The sequence below is a fragment of the Kitasatospora sp. NEAU-69 genome, from assembly GCF_057158765.1.
Genome location: NZ_JBWXUE010000013.1, coordinates 69,734 through 82,436 on the forward strand (window position 1 = coordinate 69,734; position 12,703 = coordinate 82,436).

14 protein-coding genes are annotated in these 12,703 nt (G+C 71.6%); 5 read left to right on the forward strand and 9 right to left on the reverse strand.

The features are described from left to right. Positions 1–91 precede the first annotated feature (91 nt). Positions 92–1,555, forward strand: coding sequence for an MFS transporter (locus AC060L_RS16975; RefSeq protein ID WP_483799590.1), 1,464 nt, complete (start codon positions 92–94; stop codon positions 1,553–1,555). Positions 1,556–1,602: 47 nt separating this feature from the next. On the opposite strand, the gene AC060L_RS16980 is transcribed toward AC060L_RS16975, so the two are convergent. After that, positions 1,603–3,042 carry an MFS transporter gene (locus tag AC060L_RS16980; RefSeq protein WP_483799591.1) on the reverse strand — a complete coding sequence of 480 codons (1,440 nt, stop codon included), beginning with the start codon at positions 3,040–3,042 and terminating at the stop codon, positions 1,603–1,605. A 247-nt stretch (positions 3,043–3,289) separates the two neighbouring features. Between AC060L_RS16980 and AC060L_RS16985 the strand changes: the two genes are divergently transcribed. From AC060L_RS16985 to AC060L_RS16995, 3 genes are all read left to right on the forward strand, one after another. Continuing rightward, positions 3,290–4,216 carry a helix-turn-helix domain-containing protein gene (locus tag AC060L_RS16985; RefSeq protein ID WP_483799592.1) on the forward strand — a complete coding sequence of 309 codons (927 nt, stop codon included), beginning with the start codon at positions 3,290–3,292 and terminating at the stop codon, positions 4,214–4,216. Positions 4,217–4,328: 112 nt separating this feature from the next. Further along, complete coding sequence (locus tag AC060L_RS16990) at positions 4,329–5,369, forward strand: helix-turn-helix domain-containing protein (protein ID WP_483799593.1); 1,041 nt, start codon at positions 4,329–4,331, stop codon at positions 5,367–5,369. 111 nt (positions 5,370–5,480) lie between these two features. Then, positions 5,481–6,071, forward strand: coding sequence for an RICIN domain-containing protein (locus tag AC060L_RS16995; protein ID WP_483799594.1), 591 nt, complete (start codon positions 5,481–5,483; stop codon positions 6,069–6,071). A 133-nt stretch (positions 6,072–6,204) separates the two neighbouring features. Here AC060L_RS16995 and AC060L_RS17000 read toward each other — a convergent pair whose 3' ends face one another. Then, the gene (locus AC060L_RS17000; RefSeq protein ID WP_483799595.1) at positions 6,205–6,903 is read right to left on the reverse strand and encodes a nuclear transport factor 2 family protein; all 699 of its coding nucleotides are present in this window, start codon (positions 6,901–6,903) and stop codon (positions 6,205–6,207) included. Positions 6,904–7,075: 172 nt separating this feature from the next. Here AC060L_RS17000 and AC060L_RS17005 point away from each other — a divergent pair, with 172 nt between their 5' ends. Further along, complete coding sequence (locus AC060L_RS17005) at positions 7,076–7,708, forward strand: TetR/AcrR family transcriptional regulator (protein ID WP_483799596.1); 633 nt, start codon at positions 7,076–7,078, stop codon at positions 7,706–7,708. A 331-nt stretch (positions 7,709–8,039) separates the two neighbouring features. On the opposite strand, the gene tgmC is transcribed toward AC060L_RS17005, so the two are convergent. From tgmC to AC060L_RS17040, 7 genes are all read right to left on the reverse strand, one after another. Continuing rightward, entirely contained in the window at positions 8,040–9,212 is a 1,173-nt protein-coding gene (gene tgmC / locus AC060L_RS17010) for an ATP-grasp peptide maturase system methyltransferase (RefSeq protein WP_483799597.1), read from the reverse strand. Next, positions 9,209–9,388: a hypothetical protein gene (locus tag AC060L_RS17015; protein ID WP_483799598.1), complete on the reverse strand. Its 180-nt coding sequence runs from the start codon at positions 9,386–9,388 to the stop codon at positions 9,209–9,211. The genes tgmC and AC060L_RS17015 overlap by 4 nt, the downstream gene beginning before the upstream one ends. 94 nt (positions 9,389–9,482) lie before the next feature. Next, on the reverse strand, positions 9,483–9,668 hold the full coding sequence (locus AC060L_RS17020) for a hypothetical protein (RefSeq protein WP_483799599.1): 186 nt from the start codon (positions 9,666–9,668) through the stop codon (positions 9,483–9,485). Continuing rightward, positions 9,668–10,210, reverse strand: coding sequence for an HAD domain-containing protein (locus AC060L_RS17025; protein WP_483799600.1), 543 nt, complete (start codon positions 10,208–10,210; stop codon positions 9,668–9,670). Before AC060L_RS17025 ends, AC060L_RS17020 begins: the two co-directional genes overlap by 1 nt. Positions 10,211–10,230: 20 nt before the next feature. Further along, positions 10,231–10,824, reverse strand: a complete 594-nt coding sequence (locus tag AC060L_RS17030) for a class I SAM-dependent methyltransferase (protein ID WP_483799601.1) — start codon at positions 10,822–10,824, stop codon at positions 10,231–10,233. A gap of 77 nt (positions 10,825–10,901) precedes the next feature. Continuing rightward, complete coding sequence (locus tag AC060L_RS17035; protein WP_483799602.1) at positions 10,902–11,816, reverse strand: phosphotransferase family protein; 915 nt, start codon at positions 11,814–11,816, stop codon at positions 10,902–10,904. Between the two features lie 98 nt (positions 11,817–11,914). Continuing rightward, positions 11,915–12,664 carry a hypothetical protein gene (locus AC060L_RS17040; RefSeq protein WP_483799603.1) on the reverse strand — a complete coding sequence of 250 codons (750 nt, stop codon included), beginning with the start codon at positions 12,662–12,664 and terminating at the stop codon, positions 11,915–11,917. Positions 12,665–12,703: the final 39 nt, after the last annotated feature.

Below are 12,703 nucleotides of genomic sequence, written 5' to 3' on the forward strand. Positions count from 1 at the left end.
TCTTGGGTCGCTGAGCCGTTGGCTACGAACGAACCGGGAATCAACTCCCCTCTCCGCTCTTCAGATCCACTCGAAACCAAGGGGGCCAGGCGTGATCGACACATGGCAGCGCAACACCGCACTTCTCGTTGCCGGGTGCTTCTTCATGGAGAACCTCGACGGCACCATCGTCACCACCGCAGCCCCGGAGATCGGCAAGTCGCTGGGCGCGTCCTCAACTGCGACAGGGCTACTCGTCACCAGCTACCTACTGACCCTCGCGGTCCTGATACCGCTCAGTGGCTGGCTCACCCGCCGCTTCGGCAACCGCAAGGTGTTCCTGTCCGCGATCACGATCTTCACCCTCGCCTCACTAGGCTGCGCTGCCGGCAGCAGCCTCGGCGAACTCGTCGCGCTGCGGGTCCTGCAAGGCGTCGGCGGCGCGATGATGGTCCCGGTCGGCCGGCTCATCGTGGTGGCCAGGACCGAGAAGCAGGACCTGATGAGGATCACGTCCTACATCGTCTGGCCCGGCCTGCTCGCCCCCGTCATCGCCCCGCTGGCCGGCGGCCTGATCACCACCTACGTCTCCTGGCACTGGCTGTTCCTGATGAACATCCCGCTCGGAATCGTGGCGTTCGCGGTCGCCTGGCGGCTGGTCGAGAACAGCGACACCACCGCCCCGCCGCCACTGGACTGGGCCGGCGTACTGCTGACCTGCACCGGACTGGGCGGGCTCACCTACACCGCCCACCTCATCTCCGAGACCACTGCCTCCTGGACGCTGGCCGCCGCATCCGGTGCCGTCTCCCTGGCGCTGCTCGTCGCAGCCGTGCTGCACCTGCTGCGCACCCCACACCCGCTGGTCACCCTGCGGGTCCTGCGGATCCCGACCTACCGGGCCACGGAAATCGGCGGCTTCCTGTTCTGGCTCGTGGTCGGTGCCGCTCCTTTCCTGCTGCCGCTGCTGTTCCAGACCCAGTTCGGCTGGAGTCCGATCAAATCGGGCTCCGTCGTGCTGTGCGTCTTCGTCGGCAACATCGCGATCAAGCCCGTGACCATTCCGCTGATCAACCGCTTCGGCTTCAAGCCCCTCCTCGTCGCGGCCACTCTTGGCGTCGCTGCCACGATGGCCTGCCTGGGACTGACCAGCGCCACCACCCCGTTGCCGGTCATTGCCGTGCTGACCCTGCTCAGCGGTGTCGCCCGCTCGGTCGCCCTCACCGCGTACGGCACCATCTCACTCAGCGACATCGCCCCGGAGCAGATGCGCGACGCCACCACCCTCGGCGCCACCACGCAGCAACTCGCGAGCGGCCTCGCCATCGCGGGCGCGACACTCGCCCTGCGACTCGGAGACCGACTCGGCGGTCCGTCCGACACGCCCACCCACACGACCCCCTACACGGTGGCCTTCGGACTGCTCGCACTGGTGGCACTCGGCGCCACGGTCTCGGCGCTGCGCCTGCACCCCCAGGCCGGCGACTCCGTACGCCACCACCGCCCGCCCCACGACAGCGAGCCGCCCAAGCCCGGTGCACCGACGACGACGGACCAGAACGTGACCAGCCAATGAAGCGTTGCCGCAGACCGGAAGCGCAGTGTCTGCGCTCGTGCTGACAGCTACCCTCTCCCGTCACCAAGGAGGCGGGAGAGGGCTGCCGTGGCGAGCAGGAGGGCGGCGACCGCCAGCAGGCCCAGGCGCATGCCCGAGAGGGAGAACTCACCGCCCGGACCGGCGAGCAGGCCGCCGAAGAGGGCGACGGCGAGCGCCCCACCGGTCTGGCGGAAGGAGTTGAGCAGCCCCGACGCCGTCCCGGCGCGCTCCCCGGGCACGGCGTCCATCAGCAGCGCGGTCAGCGCGGGCACCGCGAGCGCCCCGCCGGTGCTCAGCGGCAGCAGCAGGAGCAGCACCAGCCACACGGGGGTGTGCGCGGCCAGCGGCAGCATGGCCAGCATCGCCGCGGTGAAGACCAGTTGCCCGATGACGATCACCCGCCGCCGGCCGATCCGCTCCGCCAGGCGGGGCGAGACCAGGTTGGTCGCCGTCACCACCGCGGACACGGGGACGAACATCAGCCCGGCCTCGATCCCCGACATGCCGCGCAACTGCTGGTAGTACAGCCCGAGGAGGAAGATCCCGCCGTAGAAGGCGGCGTTGACGGCGAAGCCGACCGCGAGCGGGACGGTCACCCGACGGTCCCGCAGGATGTCCAGCGGAACCATGGGCTGACGGTGCCGGGCCTCGATCGCGCGGAACGCGAAGCCGGCGGCGATGGCGAGCGCGGCCGCGGCCAGCACGGGGAGGCTCGTCCAGCCCAGGTGACCGCCCTCGATCACCGCGAAGGCCAGCCCGGCCAGCGCCAGCAGCGCGGTGAGCTGGCCGCCGCCGTCCAGCGGGGCGGGCCGGCGCGGGGAGCGCGGCACCCGGAGCAACAGCGCCAGGACCACCGCACCCACCGGGAGGTTGAGCAGGAAGACGGCCCGCCAGCCGACCGAGTCGGTGAGCAGCCCGCCCAGCACCGGCCCCGCCGACATCGCCACCGAGCCGCCGACCGTCCACAGTGCGATGGCGCGGGCGCGGGCCCGGGCATCGTCGTAGGCCTGCCGGATCAGCGCGAGCGAGGCCGGGAGCACGACCGCGGCGGCGCCGCCCTGGGCCACCCGCGCGGCGACCAGCACGCCGATGCCGGGCGCGAGCGCGCAGCCGAGGGAGGCGAGGGTGAACAGGGCGACACCCCAGGCGTAGGCGCGGCGGGCGCCGGCGCGGTCGGCGAGGGCGCCGGCGGAGAGCATCAGGGCCGCGAGCATCAGGGTGTACGCGTCCACCACCCACTGCAGTCCGGCCATCCCGCTGTGGAGGGAGTCGCGGATCGCGGGCAGCGCGATGTTCACCGCCGTGACGTCGATGGTGATCACGGTGAACCCGAGCAGCGCGGCGACCAGCGTGACCGCGTTGCGGCGCTGGGCGGCGGCGGGTGACGCGGTGTCGTGGGTTCTGTCCGGCTGTGGCTGTGGCTGTGGCTGGCGGAGCGTGGGCGTGGGCGTGGGCCTGGGCGGCATGGTGAACTCCTTGGAGGGGACTGTGGTTGACGGACCGTCGTCTTCGCGATCCGGCGGGCGGCTCAGGCTGCCGGGGCCGCGGTCCGGTGCCGTGCACCCCCTGGGCCCCGGCGGCCCGGCCGCCCGCTCTGGGATCAACTCTGCGCCGCCGGGCGGTGATGCGGCAGACCGCGCTGCCCCCGGGGTGCCGCGTGCCAGGCCCTGACACGGCCCCCCACGTTCCCCGCCCGCCTGAGATGATGATCGGATGACAGTAGGAGCGGATGCACGGGGTACGGAGCTCGGCAGGTATCTGAAGGCCCGCAGGGCCCAGGTCCGCCCGGAGGACGTCGGCCTCCCGGCCGGCGCGGGCGTGCGCCGAACTCCGGGTCTGCGCCGGGAGGAACTGGCCGTGCTGGCCGGGGTGAGCGTCGACTACTACATCCGCCTGGAGCGCGGCCGGGAGACGAACCCGTCCCCGGCCGTCGTCGATGCCCTCGGCCGCGCACTGCGACTGCGCGGCGACGGTTACGAACGCCTGCACGAGCTCGCGGAGCTGGCTGCCGGCCGGGTCGGCGAGCTGCCGTCCTGCTCGGACCACACCGTCCGCGACTCGGTGCTGCGGATGCTGGAATCGCTGCGCCCACTGCCCGCCTACGTGGTGAGCCGCTACAACCGTGTGCTGGCCGCGAACCCGCCCGGCCGCCGGCTGTGGCCCGGCCTCTGGGACTGGCCGCAGGAACAGCGCAACCTGACCCGCTACGTCTTCCTCCACCCGCTCGGCCGGACGCTCTACGAGCCGTGGCACGACACGGTCGCGCTCTCGGTGGCGCATCTGCGGGCGGTCGCGGGGGCCGACCCGGACGACCCCGAGCTGACCGCGCTCGTTGGTGAACTGCTGCTGAAATCACCGGACTTCGCCCGGTTGTGGGAGCGGTACGACGTCTGCGAGCGGGGCGGTGGGCAGAAGTCCTTTCGGCATCCGAAGGTCGGGCTGATGACGCTGACCTACGAGCTCATGCAACTCGCCCGAACCGGCGGCCAGCGCCTGGTGGTCTACCAGGCGGCCCCCGGCAGCCCGGACGAGGCGGCGATGCTGCGGCTGGACGGCGCGGACGTCCGGGTCGAGCCGACGCCTGCGGGCCACCCGGAGCCGGCCCTCGTGCACGCCGGCGCGGGTGCTCACGCGGGCTGAGCCTCGCGGTGCGTGGCCCTGGCTGGCGATCCGCTTCGGGCCTGCCGTGGCGGCCGTGGCGGCTGGTTCCGTGGTGTTCACAAGTACTTTGCGTCCACCTAGTGTTGGCTCAATGATTGTCCATCTCCTGGGCGTCGACGACCTCGCCGCCACTCGGTGCGGATACTCCCAACTCCACGAGACGGTACGCAGCCTTCGATTACGCGGCCGGCTCGGCGGGTTCCCCGAGCAGCGAGGCTGGGCGGCCTCCTGGGCGCGTGACTACGCCGGTCTGGACACCGAACTGCTGGACGCCCTGGTGACCCCCAGGGGGTTCGCGCCCGACACGCTGACCCCGCGCCCACGCAGCTGCCGACCGTGCATCCACGAGGAGTTGCCGCTGCTGGCCGCCACCCCGCCGGACCGGCTGCCCGCCGACTTCCGGACGGCCTACGCACGCGACGGGAGCCCGCTGCCGCCGGTGCTCGACCGGCTGCTCGACGATCCGCACGCGCTGCGCGGCCGGGTGGTCGTCGCGCTCGGCGAGTACTGGACGCGCTGCCTGGAGCCCGCCTGGTGGCCGCGCGCCCGCACCGTGCTGGAGGCCGACCTCGTCTACCGAGGGCGGCGGCTCGCCGAGTCCGGCGCGGCCGGGCTCTTCGCCGATCTGGACCCGAGGGTCTCCTGGGCCGACGGTGCGCTGCGGATCCACGACGACGCGCCGGGGGCGCGCGCCCCTGCCCCTGCCCCCACCCCTGCCCGGCCGGAGCCGGTGGCCGGACGCGGCTTGGTGCTGATGCCCACCCTCTTCGCCGACCGGGCACTCAGCCGGATCTCGCCGCCCGGCGCTCCAGTGGTGGTCTACCCGGCCCGTGGCCGCGGCACGATGGCCGAAGGCGCGGTCACCAGCGCGGCGGCGGCGTCGGCCGCGCTCGCGGAGCTCATCGGCGCGCCCCGAGCCCGTGTGCTCTGCCTGCTCGACACGCCGGCGACCACCACCGCCCTGGCACAGCGGCTCGGTGTCACGCCGGGCGCGGTCAGCCGCCACCTCGGAGCGCTCGCGGCGGCCGGGCTGCTGGAGCGCACCCGCAGCGGCCGGGCCGTGCTCTACCGGCGCTCCTCACTGGGTGAGTCGCTGGCCACCGGCCCGGGCGGATCCTTCGCCGCCGATTGACCCCTGCGGTCAAAGGATTCCGGTGACGCGAACGCCCGCCTACGTTGGGTGCCGCTCGCCCGCGCCACCGGGCAACCGGCCCGATCGCGGTCACCTGCATCAGGGGGAACCATGCGTATTCGCACCACTGTCGCGGCGCTCGTCACCGCCGCGGCGATCGCCGGGCCGCTGCTGCCCACCGCCGCCCAGGCGGCCGCGCCCGCCGGGGGGACGGGCCGGCTGACGCTCGGTCGGAACGTCGCACACACCGCCGGCATGACGCCCGCGCGCACCGGCAGCTACGTCCGCGTCCACAGCCTCTACCAGACCACCCCGAACCAGTGCCTGGACGCGGACGCCACCGCCGGCGGCAACGGCACCAAGGTGCAGGTCTGGGCCTGCAACGGCTCCACCCAGCAGGAGTGGATCTCCTGGGACGACTACAGCATCGAGAACGTGCGCTTCCCGGGGATGTGCCTGGACGCGGACACCAACGGCGGCGGCAACAACGGCACCCGGCTGCAGCTGTGGCAGTGCAACGGCAGCACCCAGCAGCAGTGGTTCATGCGTGCCAACGACCTGGCGATCTACAACGAGCGGTTCAACAACAACCTGAACACGGTGGTGGACCGCGACGCCACCGTGCCCGGCAACGGTGCCCGGGCGCAGCTGTGGGCGAAGAACTTCCAGTCCCAGCAGTGGTGGCAGATCACCGGCGCCTGATCCTGGAGTCCGATGAACGAGCGGCGGGGCACCGGACGGGTGCTCTGCCGCCCACATCACCCGATTGCTCCGAATGCGGTACCTCACAGGCACGCGGGCCCTGACGGATCCTCCGCAGCTGCCGGGCGGTGGTTCACCCCTTGGTGACCGCCCCGGCCCAGTCGAGGTTCACGCCCATCTGGGCGTACATGACGGTGTATCCGACGAAGCAGTCGAACTTCTTGACCTTGCCGTCCTGCAGGTACCAGAAGTCGGCGGTCGGCACGTCGATCTTCGCGCCGGTCGGCTTGAGGGTGCCCGCCGGCGTCGGAACCGGGCCCTCGAAGGTGCCCTGGATGGACAGTTCGAGGCTGATCACGTCGCCGTTCACGGTGATGCTCTTCAGGTCACGGTGGACGTCGGGGAAGATGCCGGCCATCCGGGTCAGCACGTCGCCGAGCGCCTGGCCCTGGTAGCTCTGGCCGGCGACCTTGTCGTTGAAGACGCCGTCCGCGGTGAAGCTGTTGATGAACGCGTCGACGTCCAGGCTGTGGCCCTCCGCCACGTGGTACGCGTTCAGCACGACCGCCAGGTTGGCTATCTCGTGCCGGGTCAGGTGACGATTTGTCAGCGGCAGTGCCGCCAACTGGCCGGGGGTCAGGGCCGCGTGGTCCGACGCACCGCCGACGGGCCGCACCTGCGCGCTGCCGCCGGCGGGGCTGGCGGCCTGGGACGGTGCGGCGGCGAGGGCGAGGCTGCCCAGGCTCACGGCCGTGGTGGTGGCGATGATCGTCTTCCAGGTGAGCGACTTCATGTCCTGCTCCTCCAGGTCGGCCTTCGGGATCCGAGGCACGCCGAATCGGTCGGCGCCGGGCGGCGCCTAACAAATCAATCGATCGCTTGAAATGTAGGAGCGAGCCATGGGCTTTGTCAATCGAATGCTTGATTGAGTTGCTGGATGAGTGCTGCGCCCCAGGCAGGGCGGCTGCTTGACAGCAAAATCAAGCAGCTGTTTGACTTCTTCCATGGTGAGGGAACGGACAGATCAACGCCGCGAGGCCGGTCAGCGGACGCGAGACCGCCTGCTGTCCGCAGTGGTGGAGGTGCTCGCGCAGCGCGGCCAGGAGGGCGTGACCCTGCGTGAGGTCACCGACCGTGCCGAGGCCAACGTGGCCGCGGTGAGCTACCACTTCGGCTCGCTGAAGACGCTGTGCGACACGGCGATAGAGGACGCGCTGGAGCAGTACCTGGACGCGCAGATGGCGGCGGTCGACGCGCTCGACGCCGATTCGGACATCGAGGAGCTGGCCGCAGCCTTCGCCGGGCCGATGATGCACGCACTGGCGGCCGGTGGGCGGGAGCTGGCGGTCATGCGCACGGTGGCGCGGGTCGGGATCGACCCGCCCAAGGGCTGGGACCGGCTGACGGCGAAGTTCCAGCAGTCGCGGCGGGACATCGTTGGGGAGCTCTCGCCGATGCTCCCCGGCGTCGGTGATCAGGAGCTGAACTTCCGGATCCGGTGCGCGGCCGGCCTGCTGAACTGGCTCGCGCTGGCGCCGGTCGGTGCCGAACTGGCCGCCGAGCCCCCGGGGCAGATAGAGCGCTGGCTGGTCCCGGTGCTGGCCGGGGCCTTCCGGGGCTCGCCGGCCACCGGCTGACCCGAGCGTCGGCTGGCCGGCGGCGGAGCAGGCGAGTCGGCCCGCCGGGAAGGGGCGGCAGGGCCGGCCCCGGAAGGCCGCGATGTCGGAGTACGAGCGGAGTGGGCACAGGGGCTTGTTCCTCCATCGCGTCGGCCGCTTTCGTAGTCATGGTGCCACGCTTGGTGATGCAGTGGGTCGACGGACTGCGGGTACGCGTTGTCCAGTCGGACGAGGCGGCGAGGCAGCGGAGTTGGTAGGTGCTTGGCGGTTGGCGGTAATCGGCTGGGGGTGACGGCCCGTCGGCGGCGGTCTGTGGCGGACCGCCCCTTGGTTGTGAGGCGATGGCGCATCAGGCGATGCGGTGCTCCCAGCGCAGAGCCGGACCCTTGCCGATCCAATAGGTGTGCGCATTCTCGGTGACCTGGAGGCGGACGGAGCTGATGCCGGGCCGTCCGGCCTCCTGCCAGGCCGTCAGCGCGCTTTCGATGGCGTCCCACAGCGCGACGGGCCCGCCTTGGCGGACGGTCCAGCCCTCGCCGTCGCCGTCGAACTGCGCGAAGGACTCCCGCTCGGGGTCGAACAGGTACACCGTCTGCTCGCCGCCGTCGGCGACCGCGGTGACCATATGGGCTCCCGGGGCGGCGAGTTGGGCCAGGAAGGCGGGCGTCCACTCCTGAAGCAGCTGCGGTGCGATGGGCGTGTGCCGTTCGGTGTCGGCGTACGCGGTGCGGGCTGACAGGTCGCCGGACGGCGGCGTCGCGGCCTGGGAGCGGGCCGGCATGAAGGAGGAGCGGCCGATGATCCGGCCCTCGGCCGTGCCGTCCTCGTTCACCGTGACCTTGGCCAGCCCGGTGCCGTATGCCCAGGAGCCGACCGTGGCCAGCACGGTGCCGCCTGGCTTGGTCTGCCGGATCCAGGCGTAGGGGATACGACGGACCGCGCAGGTGGCGATCACCTTGTCGTACGGCGCCCGGTGGGGGTGGCCGAGCAGGCCGTCCCCGGTGACGGTCCAGGTCGAGTACCCGGCGGTCTCCAGTGCGGCGTCCGCGCGGGCGGCGACCTGGGGGTCCACCTCGATGCTGGTGACCTGGTCTTCGCCGAGCCGGCGGCAGAGCAGGGCGGTCGAGTATCCCGTGCCCGTGCCGATCTCCAGCACCGACTGGCCGTCCTCCACCTTCAGGGCCTCGATCATGCCGACCACGGTGGCCGGAATGGTGGAGGAGGAGGTCGGGAAGCCTCGGACCGGCTCGGCGACCTGGTCGGCCGTCAGGTGACCGTCGAGCTGGGTGACGAGCGACTGGTCGCTGTAGGCAATCTCCACCCACTCTTTCCGGTCGGCGCCGAGCGCGGTCACCGGCCGCCAGCGCCCGTCCTCGGTGGGCAGGAACACCCCGGGCTGCAGGAACAGTTCGCGAGGCACGGCCTCGACGGCCGCTCGCAACGTCGGGCTGGTCAGGTCGCCGCTCGCCTCCAGGCGGTCGGCGAGCGCGCGGCGCTCGGCCGCCGTGTCGGGCAGGGTCATGATCCTCCTTTTTCGAGCAGGTCGGCGAAGGCGGTGGTCAGCGGCAGGTCGGTCTCGTCCTCCAACCAACCCCATTGGCCGTTCGGATTCAGCTCAAGCCAGTGCGGCTCACCCTGACGGTCGATGGCGAGGTCGAAGCTGCCCGAGGCGGAGGCGGATCTGGGAGCCGCGCGCACCAGCCTGCGGCAGATGATCCGTGCCGAGAACTCGGCCGGTCAGCCGCCGGTCAGCGCATGCGGCTCGCGCGGACCGGCGGGCCACCAGGCCAGGTCACACGGTGCTGGAGGCCTGCACGTCCGGGGCGGAAACGCCGAGCACTGGATTGCAGGTCTCGACCGCGTGCTGGTCGACTGCCAGGCCCAGGGCGCTAAGACCGAGCACGTTGGCGGAAGCCCAGCCTGCCGCAAGGACGGCGCCTAGCCGGTCGCGCTCCGGTGCCACGCGGCGGGCCGCCATCAGGCCGCCTCCTTCGCGGCGGTGGGGCCGGCGGCCCACTCCAGCGCGGCCATGACGTGCTCGGGCTGAAGACCTATGTTCGGGTCGGGCTGGATCAGCAGGGTCGGGTTGCCGAAGGCGGTGCGGTCGGCGGCCCACTGGTGGTCGAGTGGGGTGAAGTCATCGTCGATCCACACTGCCGGGGCGGTGGCGAGCCAGTCGGCGACGTGGTTGCGCTTCCAGAGGTAGCCGTCGGGGTGGCTGGTGGTGATTGGCAGGTTGGGCAGCTCGATGTGGTTGAAGTCGGGCAGTCCCAGCAGCGGGGCGATGATGCGGCGGGCGTCGAAGCGCCAGCTGGTGCACCAGATGGGGCGGATCAGGTCGGTGCGGATCGCGTCGGTGATCAGCTGGCCGTGGTCGGGGTTGAGCCAGACCTCGAAGGGATCTGGCACGTCGGTGGGGCGGACCAGGTGACGGGTGTGGGTGGGTGGGGTGCTGCCCCCGTCGGCGGGGAACGGGATGAGTACGCCGTCGATGTCCAGCAGAAGGTACGGGTGGTGCATCGGTGCCTCCCGGGTCGGGGTCAGGGCTTCCGAGCGGTGATCAGCAAGGTGGTGGGCCAGACGGCATCGGCCGGCGCGAAGTGGTGCTGAAGGTCGGTGACCTGCAGACCCGCGCGGTTGAGCGTCCGGGCCCAGGTTGCCGGGTCGAGTTCCCAGCGTTCGACGACGGCGGTGCTGCCGTCGGGCAGGGCCATCTCGTCGCGGGTTCGAGGGGTGCTGGGGATGGCACCGGTCCGCTGCGGGTGTGGGACGGAGAAGGCCAGGACACCGCCCGGTGCGAGCCGGCGGGCGGCGGCGTTCAGCAGCGGGGCGGGCTCGGCCAGGCCGATGGCGCCGAAGATCGACACGATCGCGTTCAGCGGGACGCTGCCCCGGGTGAGGTGGCCGAGCGCGGTGCCGCGGTGGAACAGGGCCCCGGTGTGGCCGTAGTGGCTCAGTGCCCGGTGGATCTGTCCGGCCGAGCTGTCCACTCCGATCACGCGGGCGCCTGCCTGGGCGAGGTGGGCGGCGTTGTGCCCCGGGCCGCAGCCCAGCTCGATGATCCGGCGCCCGGCGAGGTCGGCGCCGAGGATCTCGGCGCCGGGGCCGATGCCGGGCCTCTGGGTCCACTCCATCCGCGCGGGTGGCGCCAGAGGCCCCAGTGGGGCCTTTGCGAGGCGGGCGGTGGCATGGGCGTCCCAGAAGCTGCCGGTCACGCTTCTAGCAGCCTGACGGCCGCCTCCAGATGCCGTTGCACCACCTTGATGTAGACGGGGTCGTCGGCGGGGTTGTTGATCCAGCGGTGAGCCTGTTCCATGAACCACTCGCCGGCCCAGACGCGGTGCCAGCCGAGCGCCCATGCCTCAGGGGCCAGGCCACCGCGTTCGGCGAGCGCGTCGTGGTGGCCACCGGCGGCGACGTACGCCTCGATGAAGGCGCGGAGCCGGACCGGGTTCGGGTCGTCGATGGTGCCGTGCCAGGAAGCCAGGTCGAGCAGGCCGGGACCGGTGAACGCACGGGCGAAGTCCAGCAGGTACCAGGCGCCCTTGGCCAGGTGGAGGCTGGTGGGGTGGAACTCGGAGTGCACCCAGCCGAACGGCGCGAGCTCGGCGCCGGTGGCGAGCTCGGCGCCGACGGCGGCCAGCGCGGCGAGCGACTGGGCGATCTCCTCGGTGCCCTCGGTCCAACGGCCCGCCTCGCGCAGGCGCTGCAAGTGGCCAAGTGCGAGCGCGGGCAATGCGGCCAGTGCGTCCTCGTCCATCACCGGCAGCCAGTCGATCGGCTCGGCCTCGTGCAAGGCGACAGCCGCAACGATGCCGTCGGTGTCGCCGGCCTCGCGGGCCTCGTCGCCCAGGTCCTCGATGACCATGCCGAGGGTGCCGTCGCGGCTGATCGCGCCGTGGACCGCAGGCACCGGGATCCCCACGCGGCGGGCGGCGCGAAGGATGCGGTCCTCCGACGCGAACGGCTCGGCGGCGTACTTGTAGATGGCAGTGTCGCCGGAGGGGAAGGTCAGGCGCTCGACGCCGGACATGTCCCAGACCCGAATCTCCTGGCGGGTGGGCTGGGGGCGGTTCGTGCTGTCGCAGATGTCGGCGAGGATGGCCGAGACGAGGGTGCTGTCCACGGTGAGACTCCAGTGCGTCCAAGGTGGTGGGGGCAGTGCTGCCCGGGTCCGGGACGGCGGCGCCTGCCGCCGTCCCGGACCTGTGGTCAACTCATCTGTCAGGCCGGCGTAACGCGGTGGGAGTACACGCTGGCGATCCAGTCGTCGCCGAAGGCGGCCAGGTCCTCGCCGAAGGCGGCCATCGTGGTGCCGTAGGGGACCACGGCGCCCCCGCGCTGGTCGGGCTTGGACTGGCAGCCGTGCACCAGCCGGCCGCCGAGCGCGGTGTGGGCCTTGATGCCCTCGATCCGGCGGTGCTCGTTGAACCAGCCGCCGTGGTAGATCTCGTCCAGCAGCTGGCCCTGCTCGTCGCTCAGGTCGAACACGACGGAGGTGGCGGCGGGGAAGAACCAGCAAGGGCCGACGTTGGAGATCCGGCCGTCCAGCTCGACCTTGTTGAGGACGCCCAGGATCGACGCCTCGCGGAGCATCTTCAGGTGCTCGGCGGTGACATCGGGCAGGCCCAGGCTGGCCAGGTGCTCTTCGCGGAAGAGGTAGGTGTACACCTCGTAGGCGATCGTGAGGATCTTCGCCGCGTCGGTGGTGCTGGTCGCGTTGGCCTTCACGAAGTCCAGGGCCATCTGCTCCAGCGCGGCTTCCTGGGACTCGTCCGCGTTCAGAATGCCGTTCTTGACGGTCTCCCAGTCGATGAAGAGCCAGCTGTTGTTCTCGAAGCGGAAGAAGTAGTCCGCGGGGTTGAGGGTGATGCGCTTGCCGTCCACGGTGATGCCGGGCAGGCGGTTCCAGCGCGGGTCGAACGCCTCCGGCAGCTCGACCGTGATCGTCGAGGTATCGACGGTGGTGGTCACCTGTGTCTCCGTTCCGGGTCGGGCACCCCGGCGAGCGGG